The organism is Micromonospora hortensis, from assembly GCF_022230935.1.
Classification (GTDB): domain Bacteria; phylum Actinomycetota; class Actinomycetes; order Mycobacteriales; family Micromonosporaceae; genus Micromonospora; species Micromonospora hortensis.
Window position 1 is genome coordinate 75867 of record NZ_JAKKFE010000012.1, and the last position, 16481, is coordinate 92347.

The 16481-nt window shown below is 72.3% G+C and carries 15 protein-coding genes; 8 read left to right on the plus strand and 7 right to left on the minus strand.

The features are described from left to right. The first annotated feature begins 38 nt into the window (after positions 1-38). The gene (locus tag NIE111_RS08920) at positions 39-329 is read left to right on the plus strand and encodes a DUF1540 domain-containing protein (protein ID WP_112678265.1); all 291 of its coding nucleotides are present in this window, start codon (positions 39-41) and stop codon (positions 327-329) included. 63 nt (positions 330-392) lie between these two features. On the opposite strand, the gene NIE111_RS08925 is transcribed toward NIE111_RS08920, so the two are convergent. From NIE111_RS08925 to NIE111_RS08955, 7 genes are all read right to left on the minus strand, one after another. After that, positions 393-1166 carry an ABC transporter ATP-binding protein gene (locus tag NIE111_RS08925; RefSeq protein ID WP_238683919.1) on the minus strand — a complete coding sequence of 258 codons (774 nt, stop codon included), beginning with the start codon at positions 1164-1166 and terminating at the stop codon, positions 393-395. Further along, entirely contained in the window at positions 1163-2248 is a 1086-nt protein-coding gene (locus NIE111_RS08930; RefSeq protein ID WP_238683920.1) for a FecCD family ABC transporter permease, read from the minus strand. Before NIE111_RS08930 ends, NIE111_RS08925 begins: the two co-directional genes overlap by 4 nt. A gap of 2 nt (positions 2249-2250) precedes the next feature. After that, positions 2251-3258, minus strand: a complete 1008-nt coding sequence (locus tag NIE111_RS08935; protein ID WP_238683921.1) for a FecCD family ABC transporter permease — start codon at positions 3256-3258, stop codon at positions 2251-2253. A 31-nt stretch (positions 3259-3289) separates the two neighbouring features. Further along, positions 3290-4312, minus strand: coding sequence for an ABC transporter substrate-binding protein (locus NIE111_RS08940; RefSeq protein ID WP_238683922.1), 1023 nt, complete (start codon positions 4310-4312; stop codon positions 3290-3292). 137 nt (positions 4313-4449) lie between these two features. Continuing rightward, positions 4450-5910: a P-loop NTPase family protein gene (locus NIE111_RS08945; RefSeq protein WP_238683923.1), complete on the minus strand. Its 1461-nt coding sequence runs from the start codon at positions 5908-5910 to the stop codon at positions 4450-4452. Beyond that, on the minus strand, positions 5907-7763 hold the full coding sequence (locus NIE111_RS08950; protein ID WP_238684376.1) for a dynamin family protein: 1857 nt from the start codon (positions 7761-7763) through the stop codon (positions 5907-5909). Before NIE111_RS08950 ends, NIE111_RS08945 begins: the two co-directional genes overlap by 4 nt. A gap of 115 nt (positions 7764-7878) precedes the next feature. Beyond that, on the minus strand, positions 7879-8760 hold the full coding sequence (locus tag NIE111_RS08955; RefSeq protein ID WP_238683924.1) for an IniB N-terminal domain-containing protein: 882 nt from the start codon (positions 8758-8760) through the stop codon (positions 7879-7881). A gap of 302 nt (positions 8761-9062) precedes the next feature. On the opposite strand from NIE111_RS08955, the gene NIE111_RS08960 reads away from it, so the two are divergent. The 7 genes from NIE111_RS08960 to NIE111_RS08990 all read left to right on the plus strand — a co-directional run bounded on the left by NIE111_RS08960 (position 9063) and on the right by NIE111_RS08990 (position 16465). Further along, a complete protein-coding gene (locus tag NIE111_RS08960) occupies positions 9063-10322 on the plus strand; it encodes an Hsp70 family protein (RefSeq protein ID WP_238683925.1) in 1260 nt (419 codons plus the stop codon). 5 nt (positions 10323-10327) lie between these two features. Then, positions 10328-12889, plus strand: coding sequence for a helix-turn-helix transcriptional regulator (locus NIE111_RS08965; protein ID WP_238683926.1), 2562 nt, complete (start codon positions 10328-10330; stop codon positions 12887-12889). Further along, positions 12886-14019, plus strand: a complete 1134-nt coding sequence (locus tag NIE111_RS08970; RefSeq protein ID WP_238683927.1) for a nitrate- and nitrite sensing domain-containing protein — start codon at positions 12886-12888, stop codon at positions 14017-14019. The genes NIE111_RS08965 and NIE111_RS08970 overlap by 4 nt, the downstream gene beginning before the upstream one ends. A 50-nt stretch (positions 14020-14069) precedes the next feature. Continuing rightward, positions 14070-14849 (plus strand): ATP-binding protein, encoded by a 780-nt coding sequence (locus NIE111_RS08975; RefSeq protein ID WP_238683928.1) that lies wholly within the window; start codon positions 14070-14072, stop codon positions 14847-14849. Beyond that, complete coding sequence (locus NIE111_RS08980) at positions 14846-15295, plus strand: roadblock/LC7 domain-containing protein (RefSeq protein ID WP_238683929.1); 450 nt, start codon at positions 14846-14848, stop codon at positions 15293-15295. The genes NIE111_RS08975 and NIE111_RS08980 overlap by 4 nt, the downstream gene beginning before the upstream one ends. Next, positions 15273-15653: a DUF742 domain-containing protein gene (locus NIE111_RS08985; protein WP_124857205.1), complete on the plus strand. Its 381-nt coding sequence runs from the start codon at positions 15273-15275 to the stop codon at positions 15651-15653. The genes NIE111_RS08980 and NIE111_RS08985 overlap by 23 nt, the downstream gene beginning before the upstream one ends. A 74-nt stretch (positions 15654-15727) precedes the next feature. Further along, entirely contained in the window at positions 15728-16465 is a 738-nt protein-coding gene (locus NIE111_RS08990) for a cellulose binding domain-containing protein (protein WP_238683930.1), read from the plus strand. Positions 16466-16481: the final 16 nt, after the last annotated feature.

Consider the following 16481-nt stretch of genomic DNA (forward strand, 5'->3'; position numbering starts at 1 on the left):
CACGGTGACCCGGCACCACCGACGGAAGCGAGATCGCCATGACCGACATGCTGGAGATGCCGCGGGTACACGAGTGCACTGTCACCGACTGCGGCTACAACCACGACGGCTGCCACGCGTTCGCCATCACCATCGGGCAGCAGAACGCCAGCTGCGCCACGTTCATCGACACCTCGGCGAAGGGCGGGCTGGACCGCGTCATAGCGCAGGTCGGCGCCTGCAAGCGGGACGACTGCCAGCACAATGCCGAGCTGGAGTGCCACGCACCGTCCATCCGGGTGGGTCCGGGTCAGGACATCGCGGACTGTCAGACGTACGAGCCGCGCTGATCCCGGCGCGACGCGATCGAGGGACGGCCGCGACGGCCGTCCCTCATCCGCGTTCGAGGCCGGCTACGCGGGGACGACCATCGGCGTGCCAGCGATCGGGTCGGGTACGACGAGGCAGCTGAGACCGAAGACCTGCTCGACGAGGTCGCCGGTGACCACGTCGACCGGCGCTCCCTCCGCGACGATCCCACCGCCGGACATCGCGATGAGGTGGTCGCAGTAACGGCAGGCGAGGTTGAGATCGTGCATGACGATGACGATGGTCTTGCCGGACTCCGCGTTCAGTTTGCGCAGCAGCCGCAGCAGCTCGACCTGGTGGTTGATGTCCAGGTAGGTGGTGGGTTCGTCGAGCAGCAGCAGGTCGGTGTCCTGTGCCAGGGCCATGGCGACCCAGACCCGCTGGCGTTGGCCACCTGACAACTCCCGGATCGGACGGTCGATCAGGTCCGCGGTGCCGGTGGCGTCGAGAGCCCGGGCGACGGCGTCGTGGTCGTCGTTGCTCCACCGTCGAAACCACCCCTGATGGGGGTAGCGGCCACGGGCCACCAGGTCGGCGACGGTGATGCCGTCGGGCGCGACGGGAGTCTGCGGGAGCAGCCCGAGCACCTTTGCCACGTCGACGTTGCGCAGGTCGGCGAGGGGTTTGTCGTCGAGGAAGACGGCGCCGTCGCGCGGTGCCAGCAGTCGGGCCAGGCCACGGAGCAGGGTGGACTTGCCGCAGGCGTTGGCACCGACGATCGCGGTGACCTTGCCGTCGAGCACTGCGACGTCGAGGCGGTCGACGATGGTCCGGTCGTCGTAGCCGAGGGTGAGACCCTCGGCGCGTAGTCGGGTCATCCACCCGCTCCTTGTCGGTTGGTGGTGGCCAGCAGCCACAGCAGGTAGGGCGCGCCGACCGCACCCGTCACCACGCCGGTGGGCAACGGTGTCGGCAGCACGTGCACGGCGACGAGGTCGGCGGTGAGCAGCAGCGCTGCACCGACCAGGGCGGCGGGCAGGACACCCTGGGCCGCCGGGCCGAGGAGCCGGTTGGCGATCGGCCCGGCCACCAGGGCGACGAAGGCGATCGGGCCCGCCACCGACACCGCCAGGGCCACCAGCACGACGGCGGTGCCGAGCAGCCCGGCCCGGCTGAGCTCGGCCCGGACACCCAGCATCCGGGCGGCGTCGTCACCGAGTGCGAGGGCACTCAGTGGCCGTTGCAGCAACGTGGCGACCGGCAGCAGGACGATCAGGGCACCGGTGAGCACCCACAGCTCCGTGGTGCTGGCCTGCCCGACCGACCCGATCAGCCAGTGCATGGCCTGGCGGGCCTCGAAGAGCTGCGCCCGGCTGAGCACGTAGCCGACCAGGCCCTCGAAGAAGAGCGCCACCCCGATGCCGATGAGGATGAAGCGGTAGCCGCTGACGCCGTCGCGCCAGGCCAGCAGGTACATCGCCAGTGCGGCGGCGACCGCGCCACCGAGAGCGAGACCGCTGACGACGAGCCCGCCGGCCTGGAGGAGCACGATCCCGGTGACGGCCGCCAGCCCTGCCCCCGAGGTGATCCCCACGAAGTCCGGGGACGCGAGGGGGTTGCGCAGCAACTGTTGGAAGATCGTGCCGGACGCGCCGAGGGCGAGCCCGACAGTCAGGGCGGCGGCCGCGGTCGGCAGCCGCAGGCCACGGACGACGAAGTCGACGCTGGGATTGTCGGACAGGTGCAGGACCGAGGCGATCACCTCGGCGGCGCCGATGCGGAAGCTGCCCACCATCATGGTGAGCACGAAGAGGGCGGTGACCGTCACGGTCAGGGCGCAGGTCACCACGATGGACCGGCCGGCGCGACGCCTCCGGTTGGCGCGCAGCGCCCCTGCCGTGCCGGACGGGGCGGAGCGGCGGCCGGTCGTTGTCGTTGTCGTTGTCGTTGTCGTCACCATGCTCAGACCTCCGACAGTCGGCCGTAGCGCACGATCGCGATGAACGCGGGCGCGCCGATCAGCCCGAGGATCACGCCGACCTGAACCTCGTCGGGGGCGGCGGCCATCCGGCCGAGCACATCGGCGAGGAGCAGGACGATGGGCGCCAGCAGCATCGAGTACGGCAGGATCCAGCGGTAGTCGGGGCCGCAGATGAACCGCGCCAGGTGCGGTACGACGAGCCCGACGAAGACGATCGGTCCGCAGGCCGCGGTGGCGGCCCCGGCGAGCATCGCGACCACGGCGAAGGCGGCCACGCGGGTACGGGTCACGTTCTGGCCGAGGCCACGCGCGACGTCCTCGCCGAGCGCGAGGCCGTTGATGGCCCGCCCGAAGCCCAACGACGCGGCCAGGCCGATCAGCAGGAACGGCGCGACCCCGGCCAGGATCGGGGTGTACCGACCGGCGAGCGACCCCACCTGCCAGAACCGCAGCTCGTTGAGGGCGTCCACGTTCGTCATCACGACCCCGCTGGTCACCGACGCCAGGCCGGCGGTGACCGCCGCGCCCGCCAGAGCCAGCTTCACCGGGGTGGCACCCTCCCGGCCGAGCGAGGCGACCGCGTACACCAGGGCCAACGCCGCGATCGCGCCGGCGAACGCGAACCAGACGTAGACACCGACGCCGCGCACCCCGAGCACGGTGATGGCCAGGACCACGAACGCGGCGGCCCCGGAGTTGATGCCCAGGATCCCCGCGTCCGCCAGCGGGTTGCGGGTGACGCCCTGCAGGATCGCCCCGGCCACCCCGAGCGCGGCGCCGACAAGGATGCCGAGCAGAGTGCGGGGTACGCGCATCTCCAGCGTGACGGTGCTGCTGATCGGCCCGTCGCTGTCGAGGCTGAACAGGGCGTGCAGCACCTCGGTGAGCCCGATCGACCGCGAGCCCATTGTCACGCTCAGGAAGCCGACGAGGGCGAGGACCGCACAGAGGACGGCGAGCCCCGGCCCGAGGGCAGAGGCTCGCCGCACGCCTCCCGTCGAGGTGCGCGTCCCGATCTGGTTAGTTGCCGACATTCGGATCAGCGGCCTTGACCGCCTGGGTCAGCTTGTCCAGCTCGGTGGCGAAGTCCCCGTAGGTGTGCAACCAGAACGCCGGCCAGGAGACGGTGGCACCGACCTTGGCAGCCTTGATCTTGGACCAGGTCGGCTGCTTCGTGCTCCACTCGGCGTTGGCGGTGGGCGTGAAGGATCGGCCGTCCCACAGGATCAGGTCCGGCTGGTACTTGTCGGCGTTCTCCCAGCTGAGGTTCTCCCAGTACGGGAAGGCCGGGTCCGGGCTGGCCGGGTTGATCACCTTGAGGCCCCAGGTCTGCAGGTCCAGCAGCTCGGGCGCGTACTCGGGGTTCGCGACGTAGACCTTCTCCGTCGAGGGCGACATCGCCGCGACCGTCAGGTCCGGCTTGGCCGAGGTGGCCGCCTTGAACGCGGTCACCGCGTCCTCGAAGCGCTTCTTGTTCGCCGCGATCTGTGGGCTGGCCACGTCGGCGCCGAGGCTCTCGGCGAGGTCCTCGTACCCCTCGGCCAGCGCGACGATGGACTTGCCCTGCGTGACACCGACGACGGGGGCCAGTTCGGCGAGCTTCTTGCTCTTCTCGTCGACGCCCTCCTCCATGCCGCTGTGCGCCTTCTCGGCCGGCCACCAGTCGCCGACGATCAGGTCGGGCCGCAGGGCGGCTGCCTTCTCCACGTCGATCTTGCCCCACTCCTCGCCGAGGATCTGGATCCCGGTGAGGTCGAGGTTCTTCAGATTGGGGTCGGTCTTGACCGACTCGTCGGCGTAGACGCCGACCGGCTTGATGCCGAAGGACATGAGCGCCGCGGCCTCGCCGGCGTGCGCGATGATCCGCGTCGGTGTCTTGTCCGCCTTGACGACCTTGCCCGAGCCGTCGTTGAAAGACCAGGGGCCGGAGGCGGTGGCAGCGGCGGCGGTGTCACCGGCGCCCGTGTCGTTGCCACAACCGGTGAGCCCGCCGAGCACGGCGCTCAGCGCCGCGACGGCCAGGACCGGACGCCATGAGTGCATGGTGAGGTTCCCGATCTTTCGAAGAGAAGCGAGCCATCCGGCCCGAAAGTTAGGTTAGGCTAACCAACACTTCCGGTTTTGGCCAATGCCGGGTGCCCCCACCTCGAAAGACGGCCACGAAACGGGCGATCGGACGCTCAGCGACCGCCCGCGACCAGCTCGGCGATCATCCCCTCGCAACTGCGGACGACCACCTGAGCGCCGCGCCGCTGCGCCAGCGGGAGCAGAGGATCCTCCGCCCGGTCCCGCCACCGCCACTGCGCGTCGGAGGCGACCTCCCAGAGCTGCCGCACGTCGGCCTCATGCTCGACACCGAGCCGAGCCGCGAGGCCCACCCCGTCGCCGCCGACCAGCCGTTGCGCCTCGGCGGCCAACTCCGCGTCGAACCCCAACCGGGTGTTCCGCAGCGCCACCAGCAGGCGCAGCTCGCGGAACTCGTGCGCGCCGGCGAGGATCTGCTCCACGGCGCCGACCAGCTCGGCGGAGCCCCGGGTGGGCTCGGCCCGCAGCAGCGCCTCCACAGCGGCCAGCGCGGACCGCGCCTTGAGAGCGTCGCGGCGATCGATGAAACACCGCGTCACCGACTCACGCAGCTCGGTGAGACCGCTGCGCCGAATCAACTCCGCGGAGAGTTTCACCCGGCTGTCGAACCCGCTGCGCACCAGCGTGGCCGCCAGCCGGACACCGAAGACCCCGAACCGACCCAGCAGCGCGGCGCGCACCTCGGTGTCCAGCCGCACCGGCAGTTCGCCGCGGAGGAAGCGGTCGGCGGAGATGAGGTGGGTGTCCAGCTCCGCCCGAGGCACCTGAGCCAGGGTCGCGAGCGCGGCGAAGTCGGATTCACCGAGCATCCGGCCGGCCAGGCCGATCATGCCGCTGCACGCCACGACGTTGACGCTGAGCGCGTTCACCCTCGGGTCGCGGTAGTGCCGGCGGGCGAGCTGACGGGCCGTGAGCAGACCGTCGATCCGGCCGCCGCCGGTCTCGTCGGCGCGGGACAACACCATGACCACGTTGACCGCAGCGGACTGTCCGACGGCACTGTCCCGTGCGGACTCCAGCACCCGCAGGTCGCTGTCGCGACCGTCGCGGGTCAGGTACAACACCGCGTCCGAGTCGCGCAGCACCCGCTCCAACACCGGCGCCCGGCCCTGCTCGGCGCCGGCGGTGACCGCCGGGGTGTCGATCAGCGTGATCTGCCGCAGCGCCCGCGTCGGCCACCGCACCACGATGTCCCGTACCTCCCCCGCACCCCAGCCCAGATCCACCCGCAACCCGGTCGCCGACTTCACCACCGCCAACTCCTGCGGCGGCTGCCCGACCGGGTAGGCGGTGGCACGCGGCGCGGCCCCGTCCTCGTACCAGGTGAAGGCCCCGTCCGCCCGCTCGACCGGCGCTACCTCCTCGCCCATCAACGCGTTGAGCACCGTCGACTTGCCCGACCGCCACGGGCCGACGATGGCGATCCGCAGCGGCTGCTCCAACCGGGCCACCTGTTGCCGAAGCTCGGCGACGGCCCGGGGATTGTCCTGGTACAGCTCGATGGCCTGGTGCAGCAACCCCCACGCCGCCTCGTCCAGTCGCACCCCCACTGTCATGCCTGAGGCTCCAGCAGCAGCGGGGCGGAACGGGCACCGGTCAACTGTTGAGCCTGCTCGTACACCGCCGCCAACCGGGTCATCTTCGACCGGATCTCGCGCTGCCGCTGCTCGCGCACCGAGGCGTCGGTGTCGGCCTCCTGCTTCGCGCTGCGGAACGACTGCACGATGGCCTCCTGCAGCTCCTCGGTCAGCCCCGTGAAGTGATCCCGCAGCATCCGCTGCACCTGCCGGGCGGCGTCGCGGCAGTCGCGAATGATTCGGACGAAGAAGTCGTCGACATGCCGCTGGATGGCCGTCTTGACCGTCGCCTGCCGACGGCGGAGCAACTGCTTGCTCTCGTCCCGGATGCTCTTGCCGCCGAAGAGCGCCCCGATGCCGACCGAGACCGGATTGATCATCGGCATGCCGGCCAGGGTGGTCGCCAGACCGAACATCAGCATGCCGCCGTACGAGCCCTTCATGCCGGTGAACAGCTTCTGACCGGTGGTGAACCGGTCGATCGTCGGCCGCTGCAGCTCGGGCATCCGCTCGCCGATGTCGTCCGGCATCGTCATCGACCAGGGCGGCAGGACGTCGTAGCCGTACCTGTCGAAGTTGGCGGCCACCCGCCGGGCGATCCAGTCACAGCGCTGGATCAGCCACTCGTGGTTCGCCTCCGCCGCCTCCACCAGGCTCCGCTCCAGCCAGTCCTGGAAGGTGTCCCAGGCGACCAACGGGTCGGCCGTGTCGAACGCCTCGTCCACCGCGCGCAGGATCTGTCGGGTCCGGTCACGCAGGTCGTACTCAAGGTCGGCGAGCAGGTCGGTGATCTCGTCGGTCAACGTGTTCTGCCACCGGGTGGAACACCGGCGCAGCTCGTCGACCTCGCGCTGCGCCGCGTGCAGCCGGGAGATCGGCCCGGACTGCTCCTCGACGTCCTGGGTCGCCAACTCGGCGCGCAGCGGCGCGGCCAACTGCTCCACCACCGTCCGGGCCACCGTCTGCACCGCAGCCCGGGCCAGGTGGTCGGCCTTGCCGGCCAGATCACGTTGCAGCCGGGCGATCAGCGCCGGGAAGCCCGACTCGGCGTTGAGCACGCGGTCGTCGGCCGCGGCCGCGCGCAGTCGCAGCGCCGCCGAGACCGGGATCAGCGTCGCCGGAACCCCCGCCTCGGCCAGGTGCTGCCGGTTGCGCTCGGCGACCGTACGCCAGTCCGCGACCAGATCGGTCTTGCTCTGCACCACCACCACGTTCGGATGCGAGCGCATGATGTGCAGCAGCATGTTCAGCTCGGCGACCGACAACTCCCGAGTGGAGTCGGAGACCAGCAACACGGTGTCCGCGCGGGCCGGCGAGGCGACCGTGGCGGCGGCGCCGATGCTGGCGACCTCGTCGGTGCCGGGAGTGTCCACCAGCACCAGCCCGGCACCGAGAAGGGCACGGGGAAGTCCGATCTCGACGTACGCCGGACCGCCGCCCGGCCGACGTCCGACCAGGCCGGCAACGCCCGCCGCGACCTGGTTGAGCGCCACCGGGGTCCGCTCGACGGCCACCGCGTCGGCGGTGCCGGCGGGGTGCCCCGGGGCTGGCTGCGGCGCCTGCGCCACCGCCGCGGTGGGGGCCTCGGCGTGCCGCACCACTGTCGGCAGGACCGTCGTCCGGCCGTCGCCGACCGGGCACGCCGGAGCGTTGATGATCGCGTTGATCAGCTGACTCTTGCCCTGGTTCGGCTCGCCGATGACCAGGACGCGCAGCGTCGGGTCCAGCAGTTGCGCGCGCTTCTGCCGCACCGTCTGAAGTAGGTCACCGCGACCGTGTGCAGTGCACGTGCGGGCGATCTCATCCAGCACGTCCAACCAGATCCCGGCCATCACCGCACCAAGTGTGCGGATTTCGGCTTAATTATCAAGAGGGACCGGATGTGGAACCGGGAAGGGCCGGATCGCCCGAGACGATCCGGCCCTCCGCTCCGACCGGAGATCCGGTTCAGAGCAGACCGCCGGTGATACCCAGCAGCCCGTGATCGGACGAGGCGTGTGAGTCGCCGAGCACACCGTCGGTGACCCCACCGGTCACGTCACCGACAGTGTCGGTGACACCGGGGAGGAGGCTGTCCACCTGGTGCGTCACGCCGCCCACAGTCGACGGCACGTCGAGCGGCGGGACCCCGCCGACGACACCGTCGCCATGCCCGAGGCCCAGCCCGTTGAGGGTGTCGTCGACACCCAGCGAGCTGACGACCCCACCGAGCTGACCGTGGGTGCCGGAGAGGACACCACCGGTCAGGTCGCCGCCGATCAGATTCGAGTCAGTGACGCCGAGCAGACCGCTCGGGTCGCCGACGGTGCCGGTGACGTCACCGAGCACCGGGTCCGCGATCGCGTCCACCGGCTGCACCACGTCGGCGTCGAGGGTGTGCGCCACGTCGGAGACACCGGCCAGGTCGGTGTCGAGGCCGTACGGACCGACGCCCAGACCGATGCCCGGCAGCACGGTGACCCCGGCGGCGGCGGTCGACGGGTCGACAGCGATGGCGCCGAGCACGCCGGCCTTGACGTCCACGCCACTGGGCGAGCTCGTGACGCTGATCTGCTGCGCCACGCTCTGCAACTGACCCACCACGTCGGTGGTGTCGGTGAGCAGCGGGTTCAGACCGAGCTGCTCGACCGGCGAGGCCAACGGCGCGAGGCCCGCACCCGGCGCGTAGTCGACGACCAGCGGTACGACGTCCTGCACGTCCGCGGCGGTGATGTCGGTGAGCCCGGCGCCCCGCAACGCGCCCTCGGGGTCGAGGTCGAAGGCCGACCGCGCGTCCGGGTTCGTCAGTAGGTCGAGCACGAAGTCGTGGAGCGTCTGCTGCGAGTCCATGTGCCGGTTCTCCTCGGATGTGGCATTGGCGGGGTGTCGTACGTCGACAGTGACGACGCTATTGCCGGGGGTCGCCCCCGGGCATCGGGGCTGAACCCGCATCCGGGCCGGTTGAACTAGGGGCTCCCCCACCTCGTACGTTAGGGGGACAGGGGGAAACCGTCCCGGCGAGATTAGGGTCCCGACCAGGGACTGATCTCTGGTACGAACGTAGGAGCCCGCGGGGTTCGCCGGGGGTGGGTCGTCGGGGCAGCCGAGGCCATCGCCACCGACCGGCCGACTCACGGGGAGAGACAGAGACGATGCCGTACGTCCTGGGGATAGACATCGGAAGCAGCAACACGGCCGCCGCCGTCGCACGGCGACGCGGCGCGACCTGGACCCGTCCCGAGGCCGTCCCGTTGAGCGCCGGCTCACCTCTCATGCCGTCGGTTCTGTGCCTGGCCGAGGACGGTTCGCTGCGCGTCGGCGAGCCCGTGACCGACGACGGCAGCCGCACCACCCGGGACTTCGTCCACCGGATCGGCGACGACGTGCCGGTGCTGCTCGGCGGCGAGCCGTGCGCGCCGCAGACCCTGACCGCCGAGCTGGCGGCGTGGGTGGTGGAGCGGGTCCACGCCCTGGAGGGCGGGGCGGCCGAGGCGATAGTGCTCAGCCACCCGGCGGGGTGGCGTCCCTACCGGCGGGAGGTGCTGCACCGGGCACTGTCGGACCTGGGCCTACGGCACGTGACGTTGCTGCCCCGCACTGTGACCGTCGCCGAGAGCCACGCCGCTCGCGGGTTCGCGGGCAGCACGGCGGTGGTCTACGCCCTCGGGGGCAACAGCTTCGAGGCGGCTCTGGTGCGCCGCACCCCGCGCGGCACGTACGAGACGTTCGGCACCCCGCAGGGTCTCGACTCGATCGGTGGCGCCGACTTCGACGAGGCGCTCGCCGAGCACGCACGTACCGTGCTGGCCCGGGAGTTGGCCGCGACCGGTCGTCGCGGGGCCCAGGTCGCGTTGCGCGGGCTGCGCGCGGAGTGTGACCGGGTCAAGCGGGTGCTGACAGTCGACCTCACCGCCGACGTGGTGCTGACCCTGCCGAGCGGCCCGGCGCGGGTGCCGGTGACCCGGGCACAGTTCGAGGCCATGATCCGCCCGACGGTGCAGGCCACAGTCGACCTCCTGCTCCGGGCCGTACGCAGCGCCGACCTGACTCCGGCGCAGCTCGACGGCGTGCTGCTGGCCGGCGGCTCCACCCGGGTCCCGCTCGTGACCGAGCTGATCGGCGCGGCCCTCCCGGTGCCCGTCGAGGTGGAGCCGGACGCACAGTTGACCGCTGCCACCGGGGCGGCGATGGCCGCCTGTCAGGTGGTGTCACCACGCCCTCGCCAACCGCCGCCGGCCCGCGTTCCGGCACCGGTCAGCGGTGCCGGGCGAGCCACCCTCCCGGCACCACGTCGTGCCCATCACACCGTTCCGGGCGATCCGCCACCGCGGCCCCCGGTCCGGGTCCTCCCACTGGAACTGCCGAAGCCGTCCCGCCTGGCGCTGGCCCGCGGCCGTGGACGCGAAGGATAAGCCCGATGATCATGAATGACCTCGCCGCACCAGGGTTGACAGTGGACAAGGGGTTGCAGGCGCTGCTGGACACTGTCGCGCAGGACCCGACCGGCCCGCTCGCCGTCGGCGTCGCCGGCCCGGCCGGTCACGGAAAGACAGCGCTCCTCGCCGAGCTGGAGCGCATTCACCACCGCGCCGGGATCGCCGTCCGCACGACCGCCCCGGAGCCGGACGAGCCGGTCGACCCCGACACCGTGGTGCTCGTCGACGACGCGCACCTGCTCGACGACGCACGGACCGAGGCGCTGCTGCGTCTGGCCGCCGGCCGGCGACATCGGTTGGTGGTCGCCCACCGCCCGTGGCCCCGGTCAGCGGCGTTCAGTGAGCTGGTCGACGCCCTGCGGCGCGACGGGCAGGCAGTGCTGCTCACGCCGTTCACCCGGGAGCAGACCGCCGCCTATCTCGCCGCCACACCCGAGCTGGGCCGCGCCGCCGACCTGGTCGACTTCGTCCACACGCAGACAGCCGGCGTACCCCGGGACGTGGAACGGCTGGCCCACGGCCTGGTCGGCGTGGAGACCCGGACCGGCACCGTGGACCCACCCCGGTCCGTCATCCTCGAGTTCGGGCCGGACTTGGACGTCCAGCCCGCCGCGGTACGACGGCTGCTGCTCGCTCTCGCGGCCGGCGGGGCGCTGCCGGTGAGCATGCTCGGTGCGCTGCTGGGCCGGGACCCGGCGGGAGTGGACGAACTGATCGCCACGACCCGGGCGGCCGGGCTGCTCGGCGCGGACGGCCGGCTCGCACCGATCGTCCGGCGGGCCGTCGCGACGCTCAGCCCCAGCACCGAGCGGACAGCGGTCTGGCGGCGGCTCACCGAGTTGCAGCTCGCTCGGGGTGGCGCGGTGCTGCCGCTGGTCCGCTCGCTGCTCGCGGTCGGCGCGCTCGGCGACTGCCCGGCCGCGACACTGGCCGCCGCGGCGGACGAGGCGCTGGCCGACGAGCCGGCGTTCGCCGCGGAACTGTTCGCGGCGGCCACGGCGGCCGGGCAGCCACCCAACGCGCGGCAGGCGCTCGCCGCCGCGCTCGCCGGTGACCTCGACGACGCGCTTCGGCTGGCGGACCGACTCCTGGCCACTGCCGCTCCCCCGGAGCGCTCCGAGGCGGCAGTGGTCGCCGCCACCGCCCTGGCCCACCGTGGTCATGTCGGTCGCAGCGTCGAGTTGTTCCGGTGGTCGGGCACCGCCTCGGCGGCGGCGTTCGCCATCGTCGGCGGGCTGGCCACCGGTGACCCGGCCGCCCGCAGCGAGTCACCGGCGGGTGATCCGGCGGGTGAACCCCCGACCCTGCACGCCAGCGCCGCCCGACTGATGGCCAACGGTGTACGGGAGAGCGTGACCGGCCCGCCGACCGCCGCGCTGTCCGCGCTCGTGCAGGCCGCCGCGCTGCTGGAGCCGGACGGCCGGGCGGCGCTGCTGCCGGACAGCCCGGCTGCCCTCGCCGCGTTGACGGCCGTGCACTGCGGTGAGCTGGACATCGCCGAGCGGGTGCTGCACCGTGCCCTGGGCGCCGGTGTCGGTGGCCCGCTGATGGCCCGCCGCCACCGGCTGTTGCAAGCCTGGATCCTGATGGTCCGTGGCGAGATCCACGCCGCCGGTGAGCGGCTCGCCACAGTGACGCTCGACGGGCGACCACTGGAGTCACGCGACCAGCTCTTCGCCGCCGCGATCCGGATGGGCGTCGGCCGGCGCAACAGCGACCTCGGGGCGCTCAAGCGGGGTTGGGGGCAGGCGCTGGAGGCCGTGGTGCGGCACCCCGTCGACCTGTTCACCCTGCTGCCGTTGGGTGAGCTGGCCATCGCGGGCGCGCGGCTGGGTGACCTGGCCCGGCTGGAGCCGTACCTGCACCAGGGGCGTGCGCTGCTCGACCGCCTCGACAACCCGCCACTGTGGAGTGTGCCGCTGCACTGGAGCGGACTGCACGCCGCCATCCTGACCGGCGAGCCGACGACCGCCGACGAACACGTCGCGGCGTTGCTCGCCGCCGCTGGCCACAGCCGGTACGCGGCAGTGGTCGCCGCCGCCGCGGAGAGCTGGGTGGAGGTGCTCCGGGGGGTCGTCGACCCGACCCGGGTGGAGGCCGCCGCCCGAGGACTGCACGACACCGGGTTGTGCTGGGACGGCGCCCGCCTCGCCGGCCAGGCCGCCATCCGCACCGCGGACCGACGGGCGATGACCACCCTGCTGGAATGCGCCCGAGCGTTGCAGGGGCGGCCCTCCGGTGGGCAGAGCGAGCAGACACCGACGACCGGTGCGAGCACGGCACGGGTCGCCGGCCCGACGCAGCATGGTCTCAGCGACCGCGAGTACGAGGTCGCCGAGCTGGTGCTGGCCGGATTGACCTACCGGGAGATCGGCGATCGGCTCTTCATCTCGGCCAAGACCGTCGAACACCACGTGGCGCGGATGCGCAACCGGCTCAACTGCGCCAACCGCACCGAACTACTGGCGCTGCTGCGCACCCTCGTCGCCGACCGGGCCAGCGACACGGCCGGTCAACCGTGGCCGCAGCGGGCGACCCGATGACCCGTGACGAGGTTCGGCTGATCCGGACCAGGCTGGCCGTGCTGGCCGCCGTGCTGGTCACGCTCTGGTCGTACGCGGCCTACGTGTCCAGCCAGGATGCCATCGACCTACTGCGCGTCCGGGCGCTGGCGGACACACTGGGCCAGCCCATCGACCGCCTGATTCTGGGCCTTCAGACGGAACGCCGGATCACCGTCGAGACGATGGCCGGGGCGGAGCAGACGACGCCCGCGCTGGTCGGGGCCCGCGAAGGCACCGACCGGGCCGCCGCCGAGATCCGCGAGTTCACCAGGGGCCGTGACCTCCGGTTGCTCAGCGCCGGCACCGTGCGCGAGCGGGCCGGCGAGCTGGTCCGACGGCTGGACGGCCTGGGCACGACCCGATCCCAGGTGGACACCGGCCGACTCGACCAGGGCGCGGCAGTCGGCGGGTACGACGAGGTCATCGACGTCGCCTTTCGGGTGTACGGCCCGGAGTGGGGCGCGTACGAGAGCGGGTTGGCCGCCGACACCCGCGCGGTGATCGCGCTGGCCCGCGCCCGGGAGTCGCTCGCCCGGGAGTCGCTCGCCCGGGAGGACACGCTGGTCAGCGCGGCCCTGACCGGCGCACGGTTCGGCGTCGACGAGCGGCGCCGGCTGACCGCACTGGTCAGCATCCAGCGGTACGCGCGCACCGAGGCCGCGGCCGGCCTTCCGCCCGACGGCCAGGCCGAGCATCAGCGCCTCGCGACCGGCCCCGAGTTCGCGGCCCTGCTCGCGCTGGAGGACCGGCTGCTGCAGGCCGGCACCGCCAACGCCCTGGCCGGTCTCACCATCCAGGGCTGGCGGGCGGCGACGGACGCCGCCCTCGGCGCGCTGCAGGCACTGGTGACGAACACCGCCCGCAGCAGCGTCGAGCGGGCCACCCCCGATGCCGCAGTGCTCATCGCGCGTACCGGGGCCGTCGTGGGGCTCGGCCTCATCGTCGTGCTGGTGCTCCTGCTGAGCTGGGCGGGCACCGTCCGACGCCTGACCGACGAGTTGACCAGTACCAATGCCGACCTTCCAGCTCCGGTGCCGGACACGTCGGCCCCGGCTCAGGAACCGGCGACGCCGGGGGCGACGCCGAGCGGGAGCTGTTCCTGGGGCTGACCCGACGCAACCAGGTCCTGCTGCGCGACCAGCTCAGCCTGCTGGACGGGATGCAACGTCGGGAACGATCCACCGAGGAGACCGGCGAGCTGTTCCAACTCGACCACCTCACCACCCGGGTCCGACGCAACGTGGAGAAACTGATCACCCTGGCCGGCGCGACACCCGCCCGCCGCTGGCGACGCCCGGTGCCCCTGCTCGACGTGGCGCGCGGCGCCGTCGCCGAGGTGCCGGACTACCACCGGGTCCTGATCGCGCCGCACTGGCCGTGGTCGCTCGCGGGGTCGGCCGTCACTGACGTCATCCACCTGCTGGCGGAGCTGATCGAGAACGCTCTGGCCTTCTCCGGGGCGGAGACCACCGTCCGGGTCAGCGGCGAACAACGACCGCTGGGGTGTGCCGTCCTCGTCGTCGACGACGGGCCCGGCCTGGACGCCGCCGCGCTGGTCGAGGCGAACCACCTGCTCGGCAACCCGCCACCGGACGGCCCGCCAGAGGGCCTCGCCGGCTGGTACGCCGCCGCCGTCCTGGCCGGCCGCTGCGGCGCCCAGGTCTCGCTGCGCCCCAGCCGGCGCGGTGGGACGGCCGCCGTCGTGCTCCTACCCTCCCGGCTGATCTCGGTCACCGACACCGGCCGCACACCGGCAAGCGCACCACCCGACAGCCCGTACCCACCGGCCCGCACCGGCGCCACCCCGACCGACCCCAACGGCAACGGCGCGCTGCCGACGCGGGTCCGCCACCCCGGGCCGACCGGCCCGGAACACGGCAGGACCAGCCTCGACACTGTCGAGTTGCCGGTCGCCAAAACAGCAAGGAGACAACAATGACGTCTGCAGTGGTCACCGAGGACGGCCTGACCGACGCCCTGAACGACCTGGTCGACCGGGTGCACGGCGCGGAGTTCGCCGTGGTGCTCTCACCGGACGGGCTGCCGCTCGGTGGCTCGCGGCGGGTGGGGGCGAAGCTGGCCGAGCAGATCTCCGGCGTGGTCGCCGGACTTATCGCGTTGGGGCTGGCCGCCACCCGGACCTGTGACGCGGGTCAACTGCGTCAGGTAGTGGTGCAGATGTCGCGAGCGTTTCTGTTCATCGCCACCATCCCGAACGGGACGATCCTCACCGTGCGGATCGCCGGTGACGACGTCGAGGTCGGTGACATGGCGTACGAGGTGGCGCTCTTCGTGGGGCAGGCCGAGCAGCACCTGCCGATCACGCTGGGCCCGGCCTCCTCGGTGACGATCGGGGACACTGGTGCACACCAGCGGCACCACTGACGAGGCGTGGTACGACGACGACGCGGGCCCGGTGGCCCGGCCCTACACGATGACCGGGGGGCGCACCGCCCCCGCACGCGGCCAGTTCGACCTGATCTCGCTGGTCGTCGCTCGGAGGGGCGTCACGCCTCCCGCACCGCTCTTCCCCGAACAGGCGCGGATCGTCGAGCTGTGTCACCATCCAGTGTCGGTGGCCGAGGTGGGCGCCGAGTTGGATCTTCCGCTGGGGACGGTCCGGGTGCTGCTCGGTGACCTGCTCGCGGCCGGGCTGATCGAGACGCACGAACCGCCGATGCTGTCTGAGCTGCCGACCGAGGATCTGCTCGAGGCGATACTGGTCGGGCTTCGCGGGTTGTGACCGGGCAGGTGCCATCCGCGACCCGGACGGATCGTGGGCACGCACCCTGCGACGAACTGAAGGAGAGACTGGCAGTGCCGGCAACACCACCCCAGCCACGCCGTACCGTGGCGATCATCCTGCTGGATCGGGTCGTGGCCCTCGTCAGGGCCACGCGGCGGGTGCTCACCGGTCGGGAGGACGTCTCGCGGGCCACCTGGGTGGCCGTCGTCGCGGCGCTCGGGGTGCTGATCGCGACGGCCGTGTCCATCGTCGGGGTGCTGCGTACGCCGGAGAAGATGACACCGGTGACCCTCGACCCGCCGCCGTCCGTCGAGCAGGTGGGAGCGTCCCCGTCCGCCACCCCCCGGGCGCAGGCGCGACCGGCGCTCACGAGCCCGGCGGTGACCGCTGCCCCGTCCGCCTCGGCCTCCTCGGTCCCACCGGCCGTCACGTCGTCGACCCGGCCCACGCCGACCGGTGCGACAGCCGAACCCACCCCGGAGGCCCTCGGCGCGGCCTTCGCCATCACTGACAACGCCCTGCTCAGCTACGGCGCGACAGTGACGATCAGCAATCCCGGCGCGGTCCCGGCGCCGGGGTGGACGCTTGTGGTCACCCTGCCCCGGGAGTCGCTGGGGGTCAGCGGGGTCGAGGGGGCGCAGGTCAGCCGGGACGGTGCGGTGTGGACGTTCGTGCCGGACCCGAACACCGGCCAGGTGCCCGGCAACGCCTCGGTCCCCGTGACGTTCCGGGTCAATGGATCGTTGACCGGTTCCGCCCCCAAGGCGTGCACGATCGACGGGGTCGCCTGCTCCGGCCTGTCGAACTGACCAATCCGGGACGCTC

Coding starts and splice junctions, on each gene's coding strand:
- NIE111_RS08920 (WP_112678265.1), top strand. CDS start 39: ATGACCGACATGCTGGAGATGCCGCGGGTACACGAGTGCACTGTCACC.
- NIE111_RS08925 (WP_238683919.1), bottom strand. CDS start 1,166: ATGACCCGACTACGCGCCGAGGGTCTCACCCTCGGCTACGACGACCGG.
- NIE111_RS08930 (WP_238683920.1), bottom strand. CDS start 2,248: ATGGTGACGACAACGACAACGACAACGACAACGACCGGCCGCCGCTCC.
- NIE111_RS08940 (WP_238683922.1), bottom strand. CDS start 4,312: ATGCACTCATGGCGTCCGGTCCTGGCCGTCGCGGCGCTGAGCGCCGTG.
- NIE111_RS08945 (WP_238683923.1), bottom strand. CDS start 5,910: ATGACAGTGGGGGTGCGACTGGACGAGGCGGCGTGGGGGTTGCTGCAC.
- NIE111_RS08950 (WP_238684376.1), bottom strand. CDS start 7,763: ATGGCCGGGATCTGGTTGGACGTGCTGGATGAGATCGCCCGCACGTGC.
- NIE111_RS08955 (WP_238683924.1), bottom strand. CDS start 8,760: ATGGACTCGCAGCAGACGCTCCACGACTTCGTGCTCGACCTACTGACG.
- NIE111_RS08960 (WP_238683925.1), top strand. CDS start 9,063: ATGCCGTACGTCCTGGGGATAGACATCGGAAGCAGCAACACGGCCGCC.
- NIE111_RS08965 (WP_238683926.1), top strand. CDS start 10,328: ATGATCATGAATGACCTCGCCGCACCAGGGTTGACAGTGGACAAGGGG.
- NIE111_RS08970 (WP_238683927.1), top strand. CDS start 12,886: ATGACCCGTGACGAGGTTCGGCTGATCCGGACCAGGCTGGCCGTGCTG.
- NIE111_RS08975 (WP_238683928.1), top strand. CDS start 14,070: ATGCAACGTCGGGAACGATCCACCGAGGAGACCGGCGAGCTGTTCCAA.
- NIE111_RS08980 (WP_238683929.1), top strand. CDS start 14,846: ATGACGTCTGCAGTGGTCACCGAGGACGGCCTGACCGACGCCCTGAAC.